The 21,584-nt window shown below is 71.9% G+C and carries 16 protein-coding genes and 1 pseudogene; 8 read left to right on the top strand and 9 right to left on the bottom strand.

The genetic code is table 11. From position 1 onward, the window contains the following. Window positions 1-825 carry a maleylpyruvate isomerase family mycothiol-dependent enzyme gene (locus tag PYR72_RS24400; RefSeq protein ID WP_275457307.1) on the bottom strand — a complete coding sequence of 275 codons (825 nt, stop codon included), beginning with the start codon at window positions 823-825 and terminating at the stop codon, window positions 1-3. A gap of 231 nt (window positions 826-1,056) precedes the next feature. Here PYR72_RS24400 and PYR72_RS24395 point away from each other — a divergent pair, with 231 nt between their 5' ends. After that, window positions 1,057-1,851, top strand: a complete 795-nt coding sequence (locus PYR72_RS24395) for a carbon-nitrogen family hydrolase (RefSeq protein WP_275457306.1) — start codon at window positions 1,057-1,059, stop codon at window positions 1,849-1,851. 36 nt (window positions 1,852-1,887) lie between these two features. Here PYR72_RS24395 and PYR72_RS24390 read toward each other — a convergent pair whose 3' ends face one another. The 4 genes from PYR72_RS24390 to PYR72_RS24375 all read right to left on the bottom strand — a co-directional run bounded on the left by PYR72_RS24390 (window position 1,888) and on the right by PYR72_RS24375 (window position 6,138). Continuing rightward, window positions 1,888-2,379, bottom strand: coding sequence for an LURP-one-related family protein (locus tag PYR72_RS24390; RefSeq protein WP_275457305.1), 492 nt, complete (start codon window positions 2,377-2,379; stop codon window positions 1,888-1,890). Window positions 2,380-2,487: 108 nt separating this feature from the next. Beyond that, window positions 2,488-2,724 (bottom strand): DUF6458 family protein, encoded by a 237-nt coding sequence (locus tag PYR72_RS24385; RefSeq protein WP_275457304.1) that lies wholly within the window; start codon window positions 2,722-2,724, stop codon window positions 2,488-2,490. Between the two features lie 120 nt (window positions 2,725-2,844). Continuing rightward, complete coding sequence (locus tag PYR72_RS24380; protein ID WP_275457303.1) at window positions 2,845-4,143, bottom strand: M18 family aminopeptidase; 1,299 nt, start codon at window positions 4,141-4,143, stop codon at window positions 2,845-2,847. A gap of 168 nt (window positions 4,144-4,311) precedes the next feature. After that, window positions 4,312-6,138 carry an acyl-CoA dehydrogenase gene (locus tag PYR72_RS24375; protein WP_275457302.1) on the bottom strand — a complete coding sequence of 609 codons (1,827 nt, stop codon included), beginning with the start codon at window positions 6,136-6,138 and terminating at the stop codon, window positions 4,312-4,314. A 149-nt stretch (window positions 6,139-6,287) separates the two neighbouring features. On the opposite strand from PYR72_RS24375, the gene PYR72_RS24370 reads away from it, so the two are divergent. From PYR72_RS24370 to PYR72_RS24355, 4 genes and pseudogenes are all read left to right on the top strand, one after another. Next, window positions 6,288-6,785: an SseB family protein gene (locus PYR72_RS24370; protein ID WP_059079527.1), complete on the top strand. Its 498-nt coding sequence runs from the start codon at window positions 6,288-6,290 to the stop codon at window positions 6,783-6,785. Window positions 6,786-7,041: 256 nt separating this feature from the next. Then, window positions 7,042-8,013: a pirin family protein gene (locus PYR72_RS24365; protein WP_275457301.1), complete on the top strand. Its 972-nt coding sequence runs from the start codon at window positions 7,042-7,044 to the stop codon at window positions 8,011-8,013. Window positions 8,014-8,480: 467 nt separating this feature from the next. Continuing rightward, a complete protein-coding gene (locus PYR72_RS24360) occupies window positions 8,481-9,920 on the top strand; it encodes a hypothetical protein (RefSeq protein ID WP_275460502.1) in 1,440 nt (479 codons plus the stop codon). Between the two features lie 40 nt (window positions 9,921-9,960). Further along, window positions 9,961-10,113, top strand: a pseudogene (locus PYR72_RS24355) (AI-2E family transporter); the annotation flags it as partial. A gap of 43 nt (window positions 10,114-10,156) precedes the next feature. Here PYR72_RS24355 and PYR72_RS24350 read toward each other — a convergent pair. After that, on the bottom strand, window positions 10,157-12,400 hold the full coding sequence (locus PYR72_RS24350; RefSeq protein ID WP_275457300.1) for a SpoIIE family protein phosphatase: 2,244 nt from the start codon (window positions 12,398-12,400) through the stop codon (window positions 10,157-10,159). Window positions 12,401-12,749: 349 nt separating this feature from the next. Here PYR72_RS24350 and aspS point away from each other — a divergent pair, with 349 nt between their 5' ends. From aspS to PYR72_RS24335, 3 genes are all read left to right on the top strand, one after another. Then, window positions 12,750-14,513: an aspartate--tRNA ligase gene (aspS, locus tag PYR72_RS24345; protein ID WP_275457299.1), complete on the top strand. Its 1,764-nt coding sequence runs from the start codon at window positions 12,750-12,752 to the stop codon at window positions 14,511-14,513. Window positions 14,514-14,886: 373 nt separating this feature from the next. Further along, window positions 14,887-15,828: an intradiol ring-cleavage dioxygenase gene (locus tag PYR72_RS24340; RefSeq protein ID WP_275457298.1), complete on the top strand. Its 942-nt coding sequence runs from the start codon at window positions 14,887-14,889 to the stop codon at window positions 15,826-15,828. A 188-nt stretch (window positions 15,829-16,016) separates the two neighbouring features. Further along, window positions 16,017-16,421: a hypothetical protein gene (locus PYR72_RS24335; protein WP_275457297.1), complete on the top strand. Its 405-nt coding sequence runs from the start codon at window positions 16,017-16,019 to the stop codon at window positions 16,419-16,421. A 48-nt stretch (window positions 16,422-16,469) separates the two neighbouring features. Here the strand turns inward: PYR72_RS24335 and PYR72_RS24330 are convergent, their stop codons facing one another. From PYR72_RS24330 to PYR72_RS24320, 3 genes are all read right to left on the bottom strand, one after another. Beyond that, window positions 16,470-17,177 carry a hypothetical protein gene (locus PYR72_RS24330; RefSeq protein WP_275457296.1) on the bottom strand — a complete coding sequence of 236 codons (708 nt, stop codon included), beginning with the start codon at window positions 17,175-17,177 and terminating at the stop codon, window positions 16,470-16,472. A gap of 109 nt (window positions 17,178-17,286) precedes the next feature. Continuing rightward, window positions 17,287-17,907, bottom strand: a complete 621-nt coding sequence (locus PYR72_RS24325) for a pathogenesis-related family 1 protein (protein WP_275457295.1) — start codon at window positions 17,905-17,907, stop codon at window positions 17,287-17,289. Window positions 17,908-18,261: 354 nt separating this feature from the next. Continuing rightward, window positions 18,262-21,561, bottom strand: coding sequence for a S8 family serine peptidase (locus PYR72_RS24320; protein WP_275457294.1), 3,300 nt, complete (start codon window positions 21,559-21,561; stop codon window positions 18,262-18,264). Window positions 21,562-21,584 lie beyond the last annotated feature (23 nt).

Here is a 21,584-nt window from a genome sequence, read left to right as displayed (position 1 = left end):
CTAGACGGTCACCGCGAACGCGCGCAGGATCGCCGCGATCAGATGGGGATCGCCCTCGGCCTTGATGCGGTCGGCGACGAGGTCGGCGGTGACCCGGCCGCAGGCCAGGCGGACGTAGGTCTCCCAGTCGAGGGTGATGGCGGCGGCGGGGCCCAGGGCCGGGGAGGTCTCCAGGGTGCCGCGGCCCTGCATGTCGACGCGGACGGTGCGGATGAACTCCACCGGGCCGTGCACGTCGAAGACGACCGCCGAACTGCGGGGCGCCTGCGCGTCCTCGGCGACGACCTTCGGCAGGACGGAGAGCAGTTCGTCCCGGACGACGTACGCGCCCGGCGAGTCCAGGTTCCCCGGCTGCCCCAGCGCGGCGCGCAGGTCCTGTTCGTGGACCCAGACGTCGAACGCGCGGTTGCGCATGGCCTGTTCGAGGGTGATCTCCGTGCCGAGCGGGCCGCGGACCTTGTGGCCGGGGTCCCGTGACTCGTTGCGCAGCTGACGGTTGCGCCGGATGATCGTGTACTCCAGCTCGGAGGTCATCTCCGGCGCCGTGTGGTGGCGGCGGGCGTCGACCTGCATCTCCATGTACCGCTGGTGCTCGGTCCGTACGTGGTACAGGTCGCGCGGGAGGGTGTGGATCGGCCGCGGGTCGCCGAGCATCTCGCAGTCCAGGCCGATGACATGGGAGACCACATCGCGCACCGACCAGGCGGGGCACGGCGTCCGCCGGTTCCACTCGCCCTCCACGAGCGGTGACACCAGCTCGGATATCGCGTCCACGGAGTGGGTCCAGGCGTCGGCGTAGGGCTGAAGAGTGGGATGCAGACTCACGGAAACGGGACCCCTCGGGCGGTCGGTACCTGTCAGTACGGTCGGTGCGTGTGGGTATGTGGGTGGCGGTTTCGGTGGGGGCGTCGGCGTTGACGGCGGTGAGTGGGCGTCGGCGGCTGTCGGTGGGTGTTCTGAAACGTTAAGTTACGCTGCTGTGAGGCACCCCGGCAGTGCTTTGGTGTGACGATCGTAGGCCGGTGTGGACGGCTCGAATGCCAGGACGGTGGTAGTGTGCGCGCCTCGCTCATCCAGATCGGCGTGGAAGAGGACGAATCGACCGATTCGCGCAGGCTGCGCGTGGCCTCGCTGGTGCGGGACCAGGCCGGTGCCGATCTCGTCGTCCTGCCGGAGCTGTGGACCGTCGGCGCCTTCGCGTTCGAATCCTTCACCACGGCGGCCGAGCCGCTGGAGGGGCCGACGTACGAGGCGATGGCCAAGGCGGCGAGCGACGCGGGCGTCTGGCTGCACGCGGGCTCGATCCCGGAACGGGACCCTGACGGGCCTCTCTACAACACCTCCCTGGTCTTCTCACCGTCCGGAGATCTCGCCGCCGCCTACCGGAAGATCCACCGCTTCGGCTTCGACCAGGGCGAGGCCGTGCTGATGGGCGCGGGCTCGGACCTGGTGACGCTGCGCCTGCCCGGGACGACCCTCGGCATCGCCACCTGCTACGACCTCCGCTTCCCCGAACTGTTCCGCGGGCTCGTGGACGCGGGCGCCGAGACCTTCGTGCTGTCGGCGGGCTGGCCTGAGCGGCGGCGCGCGCACTGGACCCTGCTGGCGCGGGCGCGGGCCGTGGAGAACCAGGCGTACGTCCTCGCCTGCGGAACGGCCGGTACGCACGCGGGAGTCGTCCAGGCGGGCCACTCGATCGTGGTCGACCCCTGGGGCGAGGTGCTGGCGGAGGCGGGCCCCGACGAGGAGGTCCTCACGGTGGAGTTCGACCCGGCGAAGGTGGCCGCCACCCGCGAGCAGTTCCCGGCCCTGAAGGACAGGCTGCTGGGGCTGGAGCGACCGCGCCGCTGAGCCCCGCCGCGAGCGGCCCGATCGTGTCGCCGGCCGTCAGTCGTCCCTCTCCCGCTCCGCCAGGTTGATCACGCACACCGTGACGGCGATGAGCAGTGCCGGGTCCGCGTCGTCGCGGACGACGTCGAGGCCGTAGGTCTCGCGGACCCGCAGCCATCTGCGGGAGATGTGCGCGAGGAGTTCGCCGTCGTACTCGACCACGAACTCACGGTCGAGGATCTTGCCGCTGACGTCGAGTTCGGTGCCGTCGGCGAGGGAGACGCGGTAGTGGTTGCGCAGCAGGGAGAGGCGTTTGCGGCGGACGGTGGCCAGCGGCTCGCCGTCGCGTTCGACGACCATCGTGTCGCGCAGGGCGAACATCTTGCGGCGGATGTCGATCAGGACCCGCCCCTGGGTGTCCTTCAGCTCGAAGGTGTCCCGCAGTCGCAGGGCCTTGCCGTCGACGAGGAACCGCTTCGTGCCGTGCTCGTCCTCGATCCAGTAGTCGTCACCGATGCCGAGGAGCCGGTCGCGTACGAGGAATCTCATGCCTTCAGGCGTTCCCCGCGACCGGCTCCGAAACATCGGCGGTAGGCCGAAGGGGGTTGCCCCCGTGACCCGTGGCCCCGGTTCCGGAGCCCCTCGGCACTCGCGGGGTCAGTAGCCCTGGTACCCGCCCCGCTGCTGCCGGTCGTCCTCGATCACCGGTGTCGTGGGCGGCACCACCACCCGCCGGCGCCGGGCGATGCTGCTGAAGGTGGCGACACCGATCAGCCCGACGATCATGAAGATGACACCGACCAGGTCGAGGTTGACCCCCTGCATGTCCCAGTCGGTGGCGAACGTGAGGATGGCCCCCACGGCGATCAGGATGATGCACCCGCCCAGGCCCATGAGTGTTCCCTCCAGTGTCCGGTCGGGTCGGCCGGTCGTTCCGGTCGTTCGGTCCTACCGGTTGACATCGGGTACCCGGACAGGCCGCCGAGTAACAGCGGCGGGGGAACTGACCCGGCGTCAGCCCTCCAGGAAGGCCGCCAGCGCGTTCGCCAGCAGGTAGGGGTCCTTCGCGCCGCACAGTTCGCGGACGCTGTGCATCGAGAGGATGGCGACGCCGATGTCGACGGTGCGGATGCCGTGGCGGGCGGCCGTGATGGGGCCGATGGTGGTGCCGCAGGGCATGGAGTTGTTGGAGACGAACGTCTGGAACGGCACGCCGGCCTTCTCGCAGGCGGCGGCGAAGACGGCCCGGCCCGAACCGTCGGTGGCGTAGCGGTTGTTGACGTTGACCTTCAGGATCGGGCCCTCGTCCGCGCGGGGGTGGTGCGTCGGGTCGTGGCGCTCGGCGTAGTTGGGGTGGACGGCGTGCCCGGTGTCGGAGGAGAGACAGACCGTGCCGGCGAAGGCGCGCGCCCGGTCCTCGTAGGAGCCGCCGCGGGCGAAGACCGAGCGCTCCAGCACCCCGCCGAGCAGCGGGCCGTCCGCACCGGTGTCGGACTGGGAGCCGTTCTCCTCGTGGTCGAAGGCGGCGAGCACGGGGATGTACGGCAGCCCGTCGCCGGAACCGGCGACCGACGCGAGGGCGGCCGTACCGGCGTGCACGGAGAGGAGGTTGTCCATCCGGGGACCGGCGAGCAGGTCCTCGTCACGGCCCAGGTACGCGGGGGGCTCGACGGAGTGGGTCATCAGGTCCCAGCCGGTGACCTCGCCGGCGGGGATGCCCGACTCCTCCTCCAGGAAGGCGATCAGGTCGCCGTCGTGGACGTCGTCCCCGAGACCCCAGACGGGCTGCAGATGACGCTGCTTGTCGAGCTTCAGGCCGTCGGAGGTGACGTTGCGGTCGAGGTGGATGGCGAGCTGGGGGACGCGCAGGAGCGGTCTGTCGACGTTGACGAGGCGGGTGGTTCCGTCGCGCAGGGAGAGCCGGCCCGCGAGGCCGAGGTCGCGGTCGAGCCAGGAGTTGAGCAGCGGGCCGCCGTAGATCTCCACGGCGATCTGGCGCCAGCCGTGCGCGCCGCTGTCGGGGCGGGGCTTGACCCGCAGGTTGGGGGAGTCGGTGTGCGCGCCGATGATGCGGAACGGGGTGTGGGGGGCGGCGCCCTCCGGCACGTACCAGGCGATGATCGCGCCGCCGCGCAGCACGTACCTGCCGCCGAGCGAGCCGTCCCACGCGTCGGTCTCCGCGACCTGCCGGAAGCCGGCCTTCTCCAGCCGCTCCGCGGCGCTCGCCACCGCGTGGTACGGGGTCGGGCTGCTCGCCAGGAAGGTCATGAGGTCGTCGGTGTGGCCGCGATCGAAGCGTGGGGGTGTGCGCATGGGGTTCACCTTAACGACGTACGAGGGCCCGCTCCCGGGGGACGGGAGCGGGCCCTCGTGGTGAGCGTGCGGAGGAGGGGGCGCCGGACGGACGGGCAGGGTCCGTCCGGCGCCACGACCGGGACGCGGCCGGGGCGGGGCAGGCTGGAAAGCCGCCTTGATCGCCGGCTAGAACGCCGACTCGTCCAGCTCCATCAGGTCCAGCTCGACACCCTCGGAGATCTTGCGGGCGAGGGTGACGCCCGGCAGGACGTTGGCCGCGAAGAACTTCGCCGCGGCGATCTTGCCGGTGTAGAAGGGCTTGTCCTTGGCGGAGGCGGTCGGGAGCTTCTCGGCGGCGACCGCGGCGCCCTTGAGCAGCAGGTAGCCGACGACCACGTCACCGGAGGCCATGAGCAGGCGGGTGGTGTTGAGGCCCACCTTGTAGATGTTCTTGACGTCCTGCTCGGTGGCGGCGAGGTCGGTGAGGAGGAGGCCGACGATGGCCTCCAGCTCGACGGCGGCCTTCGCGAGGTGCTCGCGGGCGGTGTCCAGCTGCTCGCCGCCCTCGCCGAGCGCCAGGAACTTCTTGATCTCCTCGGCGAGGGTGTTCAGCGCCGCGCCCTGGTTGCGGACGATCTTCCGGAAGAAGAAGTCCTGCCCCTGGATCGCGGTGGTGCCCTCGTACAGGGTGTCGATCTTGGCGTCGCGGATGTACTGCTCGATCGGGTACTCCTGCAGGAAGCCGGAGCCGCCGAAGGTCTGCAGGGACTGGGCGAGCTGCTCGTAGCCCTTCTCGGAGCCGTAGCCCTTGACGATGGGCAGGAGCAGGTCGTTCAGGGCCTCCAGGGCGGAGACGTCCTCGCCCGCCGCCTCCTTGACCTGGATCTCGTCCTGGATGGAGGCCGTGTAGAGGACGAGGGCGCGCATGCCCTCCGCGTACGCCTTCTGCGTCATCAGCGAGCGGCGGACGTCGGGGTGGTGGGTGATCGTGACCTTGGGCGCGGTCTTGTCCATGAAGTCCGCCAGGTCGGTGCCCTGGACGCGCTCCTTGGCGTACTCCAGCGCGTTCAGGTAGCCCGTCGACAGCGTGGAGATCGCCTTCGTGCCGACCATCATGCGGGCGAACTCGATGATGCGGAACATCTGGCGGATGCCGTCGTGCTTGTCGCCGATCAGCCAGCCCTTGGCCGGGTGACGGTCGCCGAAGGTCATCTCGCAGGTGTTGGAGGCCTTCAGGCCCATCTTGTGCTCGACGTTCGTCGCGTACACGCCGTTGCGCTCGCCCAGCTCGCCGGTCTCGAAGTCGAAGAGGTACTTCGGGACGAGGAAGAGAGACAGGCCCTTGGTGCCGGGGCCGTGGCCCTCGGGGCGGGCGAGGACGTAGTGGAGGATGTTCTCCTCCATGTCGTGCTCACCGGAGGTGATGAAGCGCTTCACGCCCTCGATGTGCCAGGAGCCGTCCTCCTGCTGGACCGCCTTGGTGCGGCCGGCGCCGACGTCGGAGCCCGCGTCGGGCTCGGTGAGGACCATCGTGGAGCCCCACCGCTTCTCCACGGCGACCTGGGCGATGTGCTTCTGGACCTCGTTGCCCTCCTCGAAGAGGATGCCGGCGAAAGCGGGGCCCGAGGAGTACATCCAGACGGCCGGGTTGGCGCCCAGGATCAGCTCGGCGAAGGCCCAGATCAGGGAGCGGGGCGAGGTGGTGCCGCCGATCTCCTCGGGCAGGCCGAGCCGCCAGTACTCGGAGTCCATGAAGGCCTTGTAGCTCTTCTTGAAGGAGGCCGGTACCGGCGCGGTGTTCGTCTCCGGGTCGAAGACCGGCGGGTTGCGGTCGGCGTCCGTGAAGGACTCCGCCAGCTCGTTCTCCGAGAGCCGGGTCAGCTCCTCCAGGATGCTCTTCGCGGTGTCCGTGTCCATCTCCGCGAACGGGCCGGTGCCGTACAGCTTGTCGCGCCCGAGCACCTCGAAGAGGTTGAACTCGATGTCGCGGAGATTCGACTTGTAGTGCCCCATGGCGACGGCTCCGTAAGAGAGATCGGCGAGGCACTGGATCCTCGCGCTTGTTCACATACCGACGAGTAGCTTCTCTGTCGATGATGCTACCCATCGGTAATAAGAAGCAACCCCGAGCCGTCCATCTGTGACTCGTTACGCTTTGCCGCATGTACGGCTACGACCAGAGCGCCGGTTCCCAGCAGCAGTACGCCCCGCCGCCGCAGCAGCAGATGCCCGGGCAGCAGATGCCCGGCGGCCAGATGGGGGGCGGGTACGGGCAGCAGCCACCGCTGTACCCGGAGCCGTCCCCGCCCTCCCTCGCGGACGCGGTCCGTGCCTTCACCACCGGCCAGCTGGCCGCGGAGGACTTCCAGCAGGTCTTCGCGACCTCCAAGGTGTACTGCCCGCGCGGCGACAACCCCGGGTTCCTCGCGCTGCACAACACCCAGCAGCCGGTGATCCCGATGTTCACCTCGCTCAAGGAGCTGCGCCGGTACGCCGGCAAGGAGTCCAAGTACTTCGTGATCACCGGAGCCGAGGTGATCGACCTGCTGCCGACCGGGTACGGCTTCGTCCTCGACATGGAGGGGGAGCACCGGATGGTGTTCGACGCGAAGGCCGTGGAGCAGATGGTGGAGTTCGCGATGCGGCGGATGTATGGCTAGACGCCATTGCTTCGCAGACGGGTGACGCGGTGCGCACGGCTTCCCGCGCTCCCCGGGTGGGCCGCGGGTGCGCCGTGCCGCTCCGCTGAACCCCTTCCTCGCCGGTGACCGGGATGGTCGTCCCGCCGTTGGTCCTCCGGGACCAACGGCGTTCTGCTGTCCGGGGCCGGGCGGGAATGGGATGCGGCTCGTGCGCTGTTGGGGGTAGCAGAAAGTTCAACAGTCAACTAAACTGAGCGCACAAGGAGGTACCGACATGCCCGCAGTGACCGTCGAGAACCCGCTGACCCTGCCCCGTGTCGCCGCGCCGACCGACGCGGTGGCCCGGCCGGTGCTCACCGTGACGACCGCGCCCAGTGGTTTCGAGGGCGAGGGATTCCCGGTCCGCCGTGCGTTCGCCGGGATCAACTACCGCCACCTCGACCCGTTCATCATGATGGACCAGATGGGTGAGGTGGACTACGCGCCGGGAGAGCCGAAGGGCACCCCCTGGCACCCGCACCGCGGCTTCGAGACCGTCACCTACATCATCGACGGGATCTTCGACCACCAGGACAGCCAGGGCGGTGGCGGCACCATCACCAACGGCGACACCCAGTGGATGACGGCCGGCTCCGGCCTGCTCCACATCGAGGCGCCGCCGGAGTCGCTGGTCATGTCCGGCGGTCTCTTCCACGGCATCCAGCTGTGGGTGAACCTCCCGGCCAAGGACAAGATGATGGCCCCGAGGTACCAGGACATCCGCGGCGGCCAGGTCCAGCTGCTCACCACCCCGGACGGCGGCGCGCTCCTGCGTGTCATCGCCGGTGAGCTGGACGGTCACCAGGGGCCGGGCATCACCCACACCCCGATCACCCTGCTCCACGCGACGGTGGCGCCGGGCGCGGAGATCACCCTGCCGTGGCGGGAGGACTTCAACGCCCTCGCGTACGTCCTCGCCGGACGGGGCACGGTCGGTGCGGACCGGCGGCCGATCCGTCTCGGCCAGACGGCCGTGTTCGGCGCGGGCTCCTCGATCACCTTCCGCGCGGACGAGCAGCAGGACGCGCACACGCCCGACCTGGAGATCGTTCTCCTCGGCGGACAGCCGATCCGTGAGCCCATGGCCCACTACGGCCCGTTCGTCATGAACACCCGTGACGAGCTGCAGCAGGCGGTCGACGACTTCCAGAAGGGCCGGCTGGGGACGATCCCGGCGGTTCACGGGATGACTCCCGAAGGGCTGTAGGGCCGCAGGTCTGCCGGCTGAAGGCCGCCGACCGCCGGTCCGCTCAGGGGGAAGCCCCGTCCACACGTGGACGGGGCTTCCCCTCTTCAGGTTCACTGCGGTCCGGGTGATCATGCCCACTCGGAAAACCGCTGGATCAGCCTTCCTCCCCCTGCGTAGGTTTTGGCATGTCCACCCGGTCGGCTGACCTCCGGGACGGGTGGCACTCAGGGGGAGATCAGCACGCCTGACCGCCCCGGCCCACAGGCCGGGGCGTCGTCAGGCGTGCCCGCTGCCCTCGCCGCAAGGACAGGGGAACGGGGAGAGACCATGGACAGAGTGCTCGACGACCAGGGAGTTCGCCGCCGGGACGCATCGCGTCCGCCGGTCGCTTGAGCACTGAGGCCCCGCTGCTCCTGCGCTGCCGCGCCGCCGTCGCGGCGGTCCCGACCGTCTGCTCGGCGGCCGCGACCCCGGCCCTGGCCCTCGTGCGGCGTCTGCCGCTCTGGTCGGTCCCGGTGGTGTGGACCCTGGCCCTCGGCCTGTGGGGGCTGTCCCGGCAGCACACGGTGTGGCGGGACGAGGCCGCGACCTGGCAGGTGGCACGACGGTCGGCCCCCGAGATCTGGCACATGCTGGGGCAGGTCGACGTCGTCCACGGGCTCTACTACCTGCTGATGCACGGTCTCTTCGCGTGCTTCGGCCCCGGTACGACGACCCTGCGGCTTCCCTCGGTGCTGGCCATGGCGGTGGCGGCCGCCTGTGTGACGGTCATCGGCCGCCGGCTGGCCGGGGTCCGGGCGGGCCTGGGCGGCGGGCTGGCGTTCGCGCTGCTGCCGGCGGTGCAGTTCCACCTCCAGGAGGGCCGCCCGTACGCGATCGTCACGGCCGGCGCGGGACTCTCGACCCTGCTGCTGGTGACCCTGCTCCACCGGGAGCGGGACGGCGGCCGCGGCGCGCGCGGGGTGGCCCTCTGGGCGGCGTACGGGGGTGCGCTCCTGGTGTGCGGGCTGCTGAACTGGCTGTCGCTGCTGATCGTGCCCGCGCACGCGGCGACCCTGGTGTGGACGCGGGCGGCGCGGCCGGTCTGGGCGCGCTGGGCGGCGGCCTCGGCGGTCGCGACGGCGGGTGTCCTGCCGTTGATCCTCTTCAGCCGCGGGCAGTCCGGCCAGGTGTCCTGGATACCGCCGCTGACCTGGCACATGATGATCGGGCCCGCCGTCCTGCTGACGATCGGGGGTCTCGGGGCCCTGCTGGACCGGCCGCGGGCGGGGCGGCTGTCGGTCTCGGCCGTCGCGCTGCCGTTGCTTGCGGTGCCGCAGCTCGGCCTGCTCGGCCTCTCCCTGATCCGGCCCCTGTTCCTGGAGCGCTATGTCCTGTCCGCCATGCTGGGTCTGGCGCTCCTGATCGGGGCTGCCCTCGGCGCGGCGGTCCAGGCCGTCCCGCCGCGGTTCCCGCAGGCGGCGTCCTGGCTCGTCCCGGTGGTGGTCGCCCTCGCGATGGTGGCGCTGCTGCCGCAGTCGCTCGCCGAACGGTCCCCCGCCAGCCGCGTGGACGACGTCCTCGCGACCGCCGAGGACGTACGACGCCTGAAGCGGCCCGGCGACGCGGTGGTCTTCGCGCCGTCGGCCCGGCGCGACACCGCGGTGGTCTCCCCCGGCGACTTCGCGGGCGTACGGGACATCGCGCTGGCCCGGAGCCCCGAGCGGTCCGGGACGCTGAAGGGAGTCGAGGCGGACCCGGCCCGGATCCGGGCCGCGATGCTCGCGCAGCGACGGATCCTGCTGGTCACCGACAGCCCCGACGTGGCGAAACCCCTGACGGCGCGACGGGACAGGACCAAGGCCGCCGTACTGGAGCGCTACTTCACCGTGGTGGCGGACGAGCGGTCCCACGGGCGGCGGCTGCTGGTGTACGAGCGGGACTGAGCGGGGGCGGGCCGCCGGGCGATCGCGTCCTGGCGCCGCGATGATCCGGAGCCGGACCGTGCAGACGCATCCGGCCGTCGTGACGCTCGCGATCACGGCGGGGGCGTCGGTGGCCGGGGTGCTCGGCATGCTGCTCGCGGTGCCGTCGACCGCGGCCGTCCTGCCGTACGCGGTGGAGGGGGCCGGGCGGTGAGTCCCGACGGGGCGGGTGGTCCCCGGCCCCGCGTGCGCGGTTCCTAGGCCGCCGGTCTCCCGTTCGGGCCGTCCGGTGGTGGCGTCTCGTGCAGCTCGAACCAGGTGCTCTTGCCGTCGCCGCGGGGGTCCACGCCCCAGGCGTCCGCGAGCATGTCCATGAGGACGAGGCCGCGGCCGGAGGAGGCGAGTTCGCCGGGGTGGCGTTTGTGGGGGAGGGCGTCGCTGGCGTCGGTGACCTCGACGCGTATCCGGCGCTTGCCGCTGTCGCCGGTCACCTCGGCGACGAGGAGGGCGTCGGCGTCCGTGTGGACGAGGACGTTGGTGAGCGTCTCGGAGACGAGGAGCACGGCGGAGTCGACCTGGTCGCGGCAGTTCCAGTCGTGGAGCAGTTCGCGCACCTGCTGGCGGGCGCCGGCGATGCGTTCGGGCTCCGCCTGGGCGACGGTGAGCGCGGTGCGGCGTACGGGCGGGCGCAGGGCGTCGTCGGGGCCGTGCCCCTCGCTCTTGCGGCACAGCAGCAGCATCGCTATGTCGTCCTCCCGCCGGTCGGCGAGCGGGCCGGGCGTGTGGTGCGAGGAGGGGCCGTGCACCCCTTGCACCAGCGCGTCCGCCAGTGCCTCCAGCCGTCCCGGCGCCAGACCCGCCGGCCCCGGGTCGGCGGTGGCTAAGGCGTTGGTCCCGGGCCCCTCACCCTGCGGCTCCTCGGCGGGCCCGTCCCCGGGTGGGGCCGGGTCGAAGGATTCCAGGATGGTGCGGATGCGGCGCCAGCCGGTGTCGAGGTCGTGGCCGCCCGTCTCGATGAGGCCGTCGGTGCACAGCAGCATGGTCTCGCCGGGTTCGAGGACGAGCCGGGTGGTGGGGTAGTCGGCGTCGGGGTCGATGCCGAGGGGGAGCCCGCCCGGCGTCGGGCGGACCAGGACCGTGCCGTCGGCCATGCGGACCACCGGGTCGGGATGCCCGGCGCGGGCGATGTCGAGCACGCCGGACGCCGGGTCGACCTCGACGTACAGGCAGGTCGCGAAGCGCAGGTCGGCGAAGTGGGCGGCGGAGTCGTTGGTGACGCCGTGCAGGAAGCGGGAGGCGCGGGAGAGGACGGCGTCCGGGGGATGCCCCTCGGAGGCGTAGGCGCGCAGGGCGATGCGGAGCTGGCCCATGAGCCCGGCGGCCCGTACGTCATGGCCCTGGACGTCCCCGATCACCAGGGCGAAGCGCCCGCTCGGCAGGGCGATCATGTCGTACCAGTCGCCGCCGACCTGCAGCCCGCCGCCGGTGGGCACATAGCGCGCGGCGACGCTCATGCCCGGTATCTCCGGGCCCAGCGTGGGGAGCATCGTGCGCTGGAGGCCGTCGGTCAGCTCGCGCTCGGTCTCGGCGGCCCCCGCGCGGGAGAGCGCCTGGGCGAGCATGCGGGCGACGGTGGTCAGCACCGAGCGTTCGTCGGGGGTGAAGGTGACGGGGTGGGTGAAGCCCGCCATCCACGCGCCCATCGTGCGCCCGGCGACGGTCAGCGGCAGGAACGCCCACGACTGCCGGGCGAACTGTTCGGCGAGCGGCCAGGCGGTGGGGTAGCGGGCCTTGTAGTCCTCGGGGGAGGAGAGATAGACGGCGCGGCCGGTGCGGGCCACCTCGGCGGCCGGGTAGTCCGTCTCCAGCGGCATATGGGTGAAGGGGCCCTCGGCGCCCCGGCTGTGGCCGTGGTGGCCGATGACGGTGAGACGGTCGGCCTCCACGCCGAAGACGGCGAGCCCGTCCGGGGAGAAGCCCGGCATCGCCAGGCCCGCCGCGACCCGCAGCACCTCCTCCGTGGACCGCGCCTCGGCCAGCGCGCGCCCGGCGTCCAGCAGGAACGCCTCGCGCGAGCGGCGCCAGTCGCCGGTGACGGACGGCGCGCGGACGGCGGTCGCCGGCGAGGGTTCGGTGACCTCCTGGAGGGTGCCGATCAGCTCGAAGGACCTGCGCACCGGGTCGAACGTCGGCTTGGAACGGCTGCGGACCGTGCGGAGCACCCGGCCGTGTTCGTCCATGACCCGGATCCGCACCTCGGCGAGGGTGTCCTCGGCGACGGCGAGCTGCACGACCGACACGATCTCGTTCCAGTCGACGGGGTGCAGACGGGACCGCGCACCGGCCTGGGTGAGGGTCGTGGGCTCCGCGGCCAGCCCCAGGAGCCGGGCGGCTTCGGCGTCCACCGTGACGGTTTCGGCAGCGCTGTCCCAGGTCCACAGTCCCGTCGCGAGGGCGGACAGGACGTCCCCCACAGTGGGCGGGGGCTCACCAGTGCGCATTGACCCACTCTAAGAACAGCTGATCGGACCGTGCCACCGGCGCTGTACCGGGTACCGATCGGGACCGGAGGCACGACAAGGGAACACGACCGGTGGCGACGGAGGTGACGGCAATCGACGCTAGCGACAGTAACCGCTTGCGGTCCTGCCCATGGCTATGACCGTGTGTATCCGGTCAGGGTTGAGCCCCTCGTGCGAGAGGGCTCTCGTCCGTCGGCGGTAAATGGTGGGGAGGTGATCTCGGGGTGGCCGGTACCCTTGGGCTTGTTTCACGTGAAACATCGGCCGTGAGACACCGGCCGTGAGACACCCGCCAGATCCCCGATCAGCGAAGGCTGGATGAACGACGATGCATCGGTACAGGTCCCACACCTGCGGCGAGCTCCGCGCCTCTGACGTCGGCACCGACGTCCGGCTGAGCGGCTGGCTGCACAATCGGCGCGACCTGGGCGGCATCCTCTTCATCGATCTCCGCGATCACTACGGCATCACGCAGCTGGTGGCCCGTCCGGGCACCCCGGCCTACGAGGCGCTGGACAGGATCTCCAAGGAGTCGACCGTCCGCGTCGACGGCAAGGTCGTCTCGCGCGGCTCCGAGAACGTCAACCCGGACCTGCCCACCGGCGAGATCGAGGTCGAGGTCGGCGAGGTCGAGCTGCTCGGCGCGGCCGCCCCGCTCCCCTTCACGATCAACGCCGAGGACGGGGTCAACGAGGAGCGGCGCCTGGAGTACCGCTTCCTCGACCTGCGCCGCGAGCGCATGCACCGCAACATCATGCTGCGTACGGCCGTGATCAGCGCCATCCGGCACAAGATGACGGCCCTCGGCTTCAACGAGATGGCGACCCCGATCCTGTCCGCCACCTCCCCCGAGGGCGCCCGCGACTTCGTCGTGCCCTCGCGCCTCAACCCGGGCAGGTTCTACGCCCTCCCGCAGGCCCCGCAGCAGTTCAAGCAGCTGCTGATGATCTCGGGCTTCGACCGGTACTTCCAGATCGCGCCCTGCTTCCGTGACGAGGACGCGCGCGCGGACCGTTCGCCGGGCGAGTTCTACCAGCTCGACGTGGAGATGTCCTTCGTCGAGCAGGAGGACGTGTTCCAGCCCATCGAGAAGCTCATGACCGAGCTGTTCGAGGAGTTCGGCAACGGCCGGCACGTCACCTCCCCGTTCCCGCGCATCCCGTTCCGCGAGTCGATGCTCAAGTACGGCTCCGACAAGCCGGACCTGCGGGCCCAGCTGGAGCTGGTGGACATCACCGACGTCTTCGAGGGCTCGGAGTTCAAGGCGTTCGCCGGCAAGCACGTACGCGCGCTCGCCGTGCCGGACGTCTCCGCCCAGCCGCGCAAGTTCTTCGACCAGCTCGGCGAGTACGCGATCGAGCAGGGCGCCAAGGGTCTCGCCTGGGTGCGGGTGGCCGAGGACGGTTCGCTGTCCGGCCCGATCGCCAAGTTCCTCACCGAGGAGAACGTCGCCGAGCTGACCAAGCGGCTCTCGCTGGCCGCCGGTCACGCCGTGTTCTTCGGCGCGGGCGAGTTCGAGGAAGTCTCGAAGATCATGGGCGCGGTGCGGGTCGAGGCCGCCAAGCGTGCCGGGCACTTCGAGGAGGGCGTCTTCCGGTTCTGCTGGATCGTCGACTTCCCCATGTACGAGAAGGACGAGGAGACCGGGAAGATCGACTTCTCGCACAACCCGTTCTCGATGCCGCAGGGCGGTCTGGAGGCCCTGGAGACCCAGGACCCGCTGGACATCCTCGGCTGGCAGTACGACATCGTCTGCAACGGCGTCGAGCTGTCCTCCGGCGCGATCCGGAACCACGAGCCCGACATCATGCTCAAGGCCTTCGAGATCGCGGGCTACGACCGTGACACCGTCGAGGAGCAGTTCGCGGGCATGCTGCGCGCGTTCCGCTTCGGCGCCCCGCCGCACGGCGGCATCGCGCCCGGCGTCGACCGCATCGTCATGCTCCTCGCGGACGAGCCCAACATCCGCGAGACCATCGCCTTCCCGCTCAACGGCAACGCCCAGGACCTGATGATGGGTGCGCCGACGGAGCTGGAGGAGGCGCGGCTGCGCGAGCTGCACCTGTCGGTGCGCAAGCCCCAGCCGAAGTAGGGCCTGCCTTTTTCGCCAGGCTTTTCCGTGGAGGGACCGGAAATCGTTCGTCGATTTCCGGTCCCTTTCGCGTGCGCGCGCCGGAAAGGCCGGTGAACCGTCCGGTGTGACGCGCCGCCCGGCCGGACCGGCGGGAGTGCACCGCCGCCCCGATGCCGGTGCCTGCCTTGACCTGGGCCTCCGCGTGCGCTTCGGTGTCGTTGGCGGAGTGTCACAGGGTATGCGGCAGATCACGCCCGCCCGTATTCCTGCCGGAAAGGGACGGCGATTTCGAGCCGCCCTCTCCTTCCGGAACGGAATCCGCGCACGCATGCGAGGTGAACCACAGCTCCTTCCCATGCCTTTGACAGCCTGCCTCCCTAATTTCCTCGCCATGACGGGAAACCAGACCGGAAACGAGAAGGCCCAAGGGCCGAAGCACAAGCGGGACCTGACGCGCCGCAGGGTCGTCGTGGCGGGCGCGGGCGCCGTGGCCGCCGTGGGCGTGGGCGGAGCGGTCGTCGCGACCGCGAGCGCGAGCACCAACGGCGAGGCGGGCAAGAAGACCCTCGCCACCGCGAGCGCGAGCGCCGGCGAGGAGTGCTACCAGCTCACCTCGGAGACCACCGAAGGCCCGTACTACATCGACGCGGACAAACTCCGCCAGGACATCACCGAGGACAAGGAGGGCATCCCCCTCACCCTCCGGCTGAAGGTGATCGACGCCGAGACCTGCAAGCCGGTCCGCAACGCGGCCGTCGACATCTGGCACTGCGACGCGCTCGGTCTCTACTCGGGCTACGAGAGCTTCTCCGAGGGCGGCGGCACCCCGCCGACCGACGCCCCCACGGGCACCCCCACGGACGTGCCGACGGGTGAGCCGCCGGCCGGAGGCGGCGGGGGCGGCGGAGGCGGTCACGAGGAGCCCACCAGCGACACCCGCTATCTGCGCGGCACCTGGAAGACCGACCGGCAGGGCCTCGTCACCTTCGAGACGGTCTTCCCGGGCTGGTACCGGGGCCGCTGTGTGCACATCCACACGAAGGTGCACGTCGACGGCGAGTGGATGGACGCCGGTTACGAGGGCGGCACCACCTGCCACACCGGACAGTTCTTCTTCGCCGAGGAGGCCGTGCTCGACTCCGCCGAGGTCGAGCCGTACTCGACCTCCACGACCGAGCGCACCACCCTCGACGACGACACGATCTACGACGGCAGCGGCGTCCAGGGCGGGCTGCTCAAGCTGAAGTACCGGAAGAAGAACGACATCTCCCGAGGTGTCGTCGGCTCCATCACGGTCGGTGTCGACCCCGAGGCCACACACACCGGCACCTGACCCCGCCGGCGTACCCCCGGGCCCGGAACCCCCTGTGGTTCCGGGCCTTCGGCGTGTGCCGGAGCCGCCCCGGGTACCCGCTGGGGAGGTCATCAGGTGACGCACAGGTTTCCCGACGGAGGAACACAGCGGGAGGAGGTGGGATGGGACGTACAGGGTGAGGGAACCCGTAGGAACTGGAGGAGGCCATGGAACCGGTCGTGCTGGTGGCGGTGTTGCTGTTCGTCGGGGCGGTGGTCGCGATCGTCGCCCGGCGGCGGTCCGTGGACGACCCCGGTCCGGCGTCCGGCCTGGACGCGGAGGCCGACGCCAATCGCCGGGTCGTACGGCTGGGCGGCAGCCTGGCCGGCATCGACGTACGCGCCCAGGCCGGGGCGGGCGGGGCCGCGGCCGAGTCCCTGACCGACGCCACCGAACGCCTGCGCACCGCCCGCGCCCAGCTCGCCCGGGCCCGCACGCCCGACGACTACGCGCGGGTCTCCCGCACGGCGGTCGAGGGGCTGGACCATGTGCGGGCGGCCCGTGCGGCGCTGGGCATGGAGACGGGCCGGGCACCGGCCACCGCGAGCGGCTCGGTCACCGCCGGCCGCTGACCCTCCGGCCGGCGGTCGGGGATGCCCCGGGCGGCACGTGTCGTCCGCTCACTCGGGGTCCTCCTCCGGCGGGGATGCCAGCGCCTCCTCCTCCAGCAGGCGTTCGGCGATGTCGTCGGCCCAGGTCTGGGCCCAGCGGCGGAGTCCCAGGACCGCCTCCGCGTCCAGCCCGTGGCGGGCGAACTCCCGGTCGTCGAGCCACTCGGTGCCCTCCAGACGGGACTGCAGGTCGGTGAGGTCGAAGGTGCTGGACGTGGCGGAGGTGTGGCGCCGGGCCAGTTCCTCCAGTTCGGTGACGGTCCGCTGGGCGGTGGCCGCGTGCACGGCGATCAGGTCGCGGGCGGCGCCCCGGTCGGCCACGGCCCGGACCTTGGCGCCGAGCACGTCCTCCAGGGAGAGGGCCGGGCCCCACGCCGTGCGGACCGGCGGATGCCAGAGGGTCTCCTTCAGCAGGTCGAGGGTGCGTTCCTCCGCCGTGACGGGATCGGTGACGAGGAGACGGGCGGAGAGCGGGGACGTCTCCACCGCGTGCGCCGCCCAGCCACGTTCCGTCAGGCCCGCCCGGACCGCCGCGGCGATCTCCGCCATCGGGGCCGCGTGCTCCGTCGCCACCTCCAGCTCCCGGCCGGGCGGCCGCGCCTCGACGAGCCCGTGTGCCTGCGCCGCGAGATCGCCGGTGAGGGCGAGGGCGTACGGGGCACCGGTTTCCAGCACGTCGTCCAGGAGCCGGCGGAGCCCGTCGGGGACGCCGTTCACGGGTGCGCCCCGAGGACGGCGGGGCGCTGCGGTGCCGGGTCTCTGCGGTGCCGGGAGGGGGCCATGCGGGAATTATCACGGCCCCGCCGGCCGGACCGGTCGGTACGGCTCAGTACGGCCGGCGGCCCAGCCAGTTCCCCGGCGGGTCGAAGTTGGCCACCACGAAGGTCCAGCCGTTCCCGCACCGGGCGCCGGCCGCGCCGACCCGGGTCGAGGTGCGCCAGACCAACTGGGTGTAGTGCAGGCACTCCCGGTCGTTCACGCAGGCGTTGGAGGGGCGGTCGTAGTCGTCCCGCTCGTCCAGCCAGAGGCGGGCCGCGTCCGCGAGGGAGTAGCGCGGGTTCGACCCCTTCGCCAGGTTCTCGCCGTACCGGCTGTTCGAGTGGATCAGCTCGCAGTCGGCGACCCGCACGCGCGCCCACCGTCGGGCGTGCGCGGCGACGGACTCGTCCCAGACCAGTGGGGGTACGCCTACGTCGGCTCGCGCCTCGTTGACGACCGTCAGGAAGTCGCCGATCTGCGGGGGCCGTGCCGCGGGCGCCACCGCGCCGGGGGCGCCCGCGCCGTTCGCCGCCGTCTGCGCCGTGGCCGTCGTCGCCGTGATCGTCTCCACGGCCGTGGGCCAGGGGCCGGCCGCCCGGGCCGTCACCGGCGCGAGGGTCAGCAGGGCCGCCGCCGCGGCCGTCGTCGCGCGCAACCTGCCCCGGCCGGGCGCCGGACCTCGTCCCACCACTGCTTCCGTTCCCCTCGTCGTGCCAACTTCCCTGCCACCGCCGACACTTGTACGGCAGGTGCCGGAGCGCGCGAGGGCTCAAGGAGCGCTCTGCCACCCCATCGGGGGAAACGGGGGCGGCGGGGGTTTGGGCCGGACGTCCCGGCCGGTCCCGCCTCCGACGGTACGGTCGCCCGGGACGGTGCGCGCGTTCGGTGCGCGGCAGAGGGGTGGGGGGTGCGTTGTCGGGTGTGGGTCCGGTGGGGGTTGCTCGCGCAGTTCCCCGCGCCCATGAAAAGCAGGGGCTGCGCCCCGTGCTTTTCAGGGGCGCACACCGCCCCCCACCCCCTTCCGCGCCCCGGGAGCCGGTGGCTACGGGGTGATCGTCAGCGGGGTGCGCCCCACGGTCGCGGACCCGTCGCCGAACTCGACGACACCGACGTACCGCTCACCGCGCACCGCGTCCGGCCACGCCACCGTGACCTTCGGGTGGTCGCCCGCCGAGACGGTCTGCCCGGCCGGGGTGACGGCGGGGGTGACCGCCGGGGCGCCCTGCCCGACCTTCCAGCTCCACAGGGTGTACCGCTGGCTGGTGGTACCGGCCGGCAGGTCGTACTGCACCACGTAGACGTCGTAGTCGCCGGGCGGCAGATCGACGTGCTCGTCGGAACCGGCGTCGGCCCAAGCGCCGACGTGGTTCCCCTTGGTGTCGAAGGCGTACAGGTCGAGGTCGCTGCCGGGGACGTGGTCCGCCGAGGTGAGGGCGAACCGGGTGAAGGCGGCGCCCTCGGGGACGTGGACGCGGTGCTTCACCGCGGCGTCGCCGGTGTGCTGACTCTCCCAGAAGGCGGACTGGTCCGTTCCGGTGAGCGTGCCGGTCGTCTTCTCGCCGGTGTAGAGGGACGCCTTCGCGGTCAGCTCGCCCCGCCAGCCGACGCCGGCCGTCAGCGTCGCGGTGTCACCGCCGGTGACGGTGACCTCGTCCGGCGCCGCGAACAGCGCGGCGCGCAGCGTGATCGGGCTGGTGACCTCGTGGTGGCTGTGCGCGTCGCTCAGGGTCAGGGAGCCGAAGGCCCAGGTGTCGAGGGCGGCGCTCGTCCGCTCGAACCGGACCTGGTACGACGCCGATCCGCCCGCGGCGACCGTCAGCCGCTTCGGGGTGACCTCGGCGCGGTATCCCGCCGGGGTCCGGAGCTTCAGCCGGTAGGTGGCGGTGTGCGCCGAGACGTTGGTGACCGTACGCGTCACAGTCTGGACGCCCAGCAGGTCACCTACGGCGATGGACGGGTAGTTGAGGTCGCTGGGGTCCGTCTTCGCGGCCGCGGGGCAGGCGTCGTCACCCGTCTCCGTGACCGGCTTCTGGCCGATCGCGCAGAGGTACGCGGTCCAGTCGGCGGACGTGGAGTCGTAGACCAGGCCGGGATCGGCCGCCCGGGTGACCCGGGGCAGGCCCGCGCCGAGGTCGAAGGGCGAGGCGGAGCCGGCCGGGGCGCGGCCGACGGGGTCGCCGTTCTCGTCGGTGGCCGTGGCCGTGGTCATCAGTGCCGACTTGATCGCCATGGGCGACCAGCCGGGGTGCAGCTGCCGCAGCAGGGCGGCCAGGCCCGCGATGTGCGGGGACGCCATCGAGGTGCCGTCGGCGAAGCCGAACTGCCCGGTGAACCCGCCGCTGCCGCCGGGCACCACACCCGCCGGGACGGTCATGCCGAAGGAGGCGATGTCCGGCTTGAGCAGGTCGCCCTCGCTGAAGTGGTCCGGGCCGCCGGAGGAGAAGGAGGTGATCTCCCGGCCGGCCACGTGGCCGCTGCGCGAGGGGGTGAACTCGGCGGTCGCGCCGGCCTCGGAGGCGTACGCGTGGACCGCCTTCGCGTCCTCGGTGGCGACCTGGACGACGGGCACCGCGAAGACGTACGCGAAGAAGTCCTGGCCGCTGGTCGGGGTGTGGGTGAGCACGAGCCCCTCGCCGCCGGCCGCCGCCACCTCGTTCGCCTTGGTCTCGACGAAGACGCCGTCACCGCCCCGGTCGCAGACGACCAGCCTGCCCCTGACCCGCTCGGGGTCGAGTGTGCCCGGCGCGCACAGTGCGGCCCGGGCGTCGTCCACGCCGTCCTTCTTCACGGCGGTGGCCTCGACCAGGGGCGTGGAGCCGACGCCCGGGTTCAGGCCGGGCGCCGTGTAGCGGCGGCCGTCGCCGAGGACCAAGGAGGCGGTGTACTGGGTGTCGTGCGTCGCCGCGGCGACCGTGGTGACCCAGGGGCCGGTGTGCGCGACCGTGTCGGGGCCGCCGTTGCCGGCCGACGCGGCGACGAAGACACCCGCCTTGGCCGCGTTGAACATGGCCTCCATGTCGGGCTGGCCGGGGAGGTCCCCGCCGATGGAGTAGTTGATGACGTCGACGCCGTCCGCCACCGCCTTGTCGATCGCGGCGGTGGTGTCCACGGTCGGGCAGCCGGTGCTCCAGCACGCCTTGTAGTAGGCGAGGCGGGCCGCCGGGGCGACGCCGCTGAGCCTGCCCCCGGCGTTGCTGCCGGGGACCGACGCGGCGACGCCGTGGTTGCCGGCGGCCGTGGTGCCGGTGTGGGTGCCGTGGCTGTCGGTGTCCATCGCCGAGGGGATGTCCACGCCGTCCGGGTCGGGCCGGGCCGCGCCGAACCACTGGGCGCCGATCACCTTGTTGTTGCAGGTCACCTTGTGCGCCGGGTCGTCGCCGGGGACGCATTCGCCGTGCCACTTCGCGGCGATGGCGGCGGCGTCGGGGCGCGGCTCCGGGAGGGCGGCGAGCAGCGGGTTCGACGGGGAGACGCCGGTGTCGACGATCCCGACGATGACGCCCTCGCCGGCGTGCGCGGGGCCGCCGGCCTTCGCCCAGAGGCCCTTGGCGCCGGAGAGGCCGAGGAGGCGGGGGGTGTCGGGGAAGTCGGCGGCGGTCGTGGTCGCGGACGTGGTGGAGCCGGGTGCCTTGGAGCGCGGGGCCCGCGGGCTGCCGGTGGTCACGCCCTTGTCCCCGGTCGCCGCCGCGGGCTCGGTGATCGCCGACCGCTGGGCCTCCGGTACGAGGGGGAGAGCGGGCGCGGGCGCGGGCCCGGGAGCGGGGGCCGGGGCCGGGGCCGGGACCCTGCCCCCGCCGTCCCCGGTCCTGTCCCCGGCCTCGACGCGTACGTACGTCTCCGCCCGGCCGTCGGCGTCCGTGCCGGGCCCGTGGTCCGGGCGGGTGTCCGTGAGCCGGGCGACCGTGTTGCGGGTCACCGAGACGACTCCCGGTGTCGCGGCCAGCTTCGCGGCCTGTCTGCCGGTGAGTTCGGCGGCGAATCCGTTGAACGTGTAGGCGTAGTCGTAGAGCGACTCCACCCCGGGCACGGTGTCGAGGACCCGCTCCCGGCGGTCGTCCAGATGCGCCACGTATCTCCGGACGGTGGCGGAGTCCGCGTCGAGCCGTCCGCCCGCGGGGGGCGCCGTCCGCTTGAGCCGGGGCAGTCCGCCCTCGTACGCGGCGACGGGTGCGTCCGCGAGTTTCACGATGTAGGTACCGGCGCCGGGACTTCCGCCGTCCGGGGCGGAGCCGGCGTCGGCGGCGAAGGTGGGAGCGATGACCGCGGAGACGGTCATGGCTCCGGCGAGCAGCGGTGCCAGCAGGGTGACCGCGGCTCTCGGGCGTATGTGATGGTTCGTCAACTGTGGTCCATGTCGATCGATTT

This window comes from Streptomyces sp. VNUA24 (assembly GCF_029167005.1).
GTDB classification, from domain to species: Bacteria; Actinomycetota; Actinomycetes; order Streptomycetales; family Streptomycetaceae; genus Streptomyces; species Streptomyces scabiei.
The sequence above is the reverse complement of the archived record's forward strand: the minus strand, read 5'-3'. Positions and strand labels throughout refer to the sequence as shown.

What these genes read in the sequence shown, in the direction of transcription:
- PYR72_RS24365 (WP_275457301.1), top strand. Translation starts at nt 7,042, where the DNA reads ATGCCCGCAGTGACCGTCGAGAACCCGCTGACCCTGCCCCGTGTCGCC.
- PYR72_RS24375 (WP_275457302.1), bottom strand. Translation starts at nt 6,138, where the DNA reads ATGGGGCACTACAAGTCGAATCTCCGCGACATCGAGTTCAACCTCTTC.
- PYR72_RS24350 (WP_275457300.1), bottom strand. Translation starts at nt 12,400, where the DNA reads ATGCGCACTGGTGAGCCCCCGCCCACTGTGGGGGACGTCCTGTCCGCC.
- aspS (WP_275457299.1), top strand. Translation starts at nt 12,750, where the DNA reads ATGCATCGGTACAGGTCCCACACCTGCGGCGAGCTCCGCGCCTCTGAC.
- PYR72_RS24340 (WP_275457298.1), top strand. Translation starts at nt 14,887, where the DNA reads ATGACGGGAAACCAGACCGGAAACGAGAAGGCCCAAGGGCCGAAGCAC.
- PYR72_RS24390 (WP_275457305.1), bottom strand. Translation starts at nt 2,379, where the DNA reads ATGAGATTCCTCGTACGCGACCGGCTCCTCGGCATCGGTGACGACTAC.
- PYR72_RS24370 (WP_059079527.1), top strand. Translation starts at nt 6,288, where the DNA reads ATGTACGGCTACGACCAGAGCGCCGGTTCCCAGCAGCAGTACGCCCCG.
- PYR72_RS24385 (WP_275457304.1), bottom strand. Translation starts at nt 2,724, where the DNA reads ATGGGCCTGGGCGGGTGCATCATCCTGATCGCCGTGGGGGCCATCCTC.
- PYR72_RS24335 (WP_275457297.1), top strand. Translation starts at nt 16,017, where the DNA reads ATGGAACCGGTCGTGCTGGTGGCGGTGTTGCTGTTCGTCGGGGCGGTG.
- PYR72_RS24380 (WP_275457303.1), bottom strand. Translation starts at nt 4,143, where the DNA reads ATGCGCACACCCCCACGCTTCGATCGCGGCCACACCGACGACCTCATG.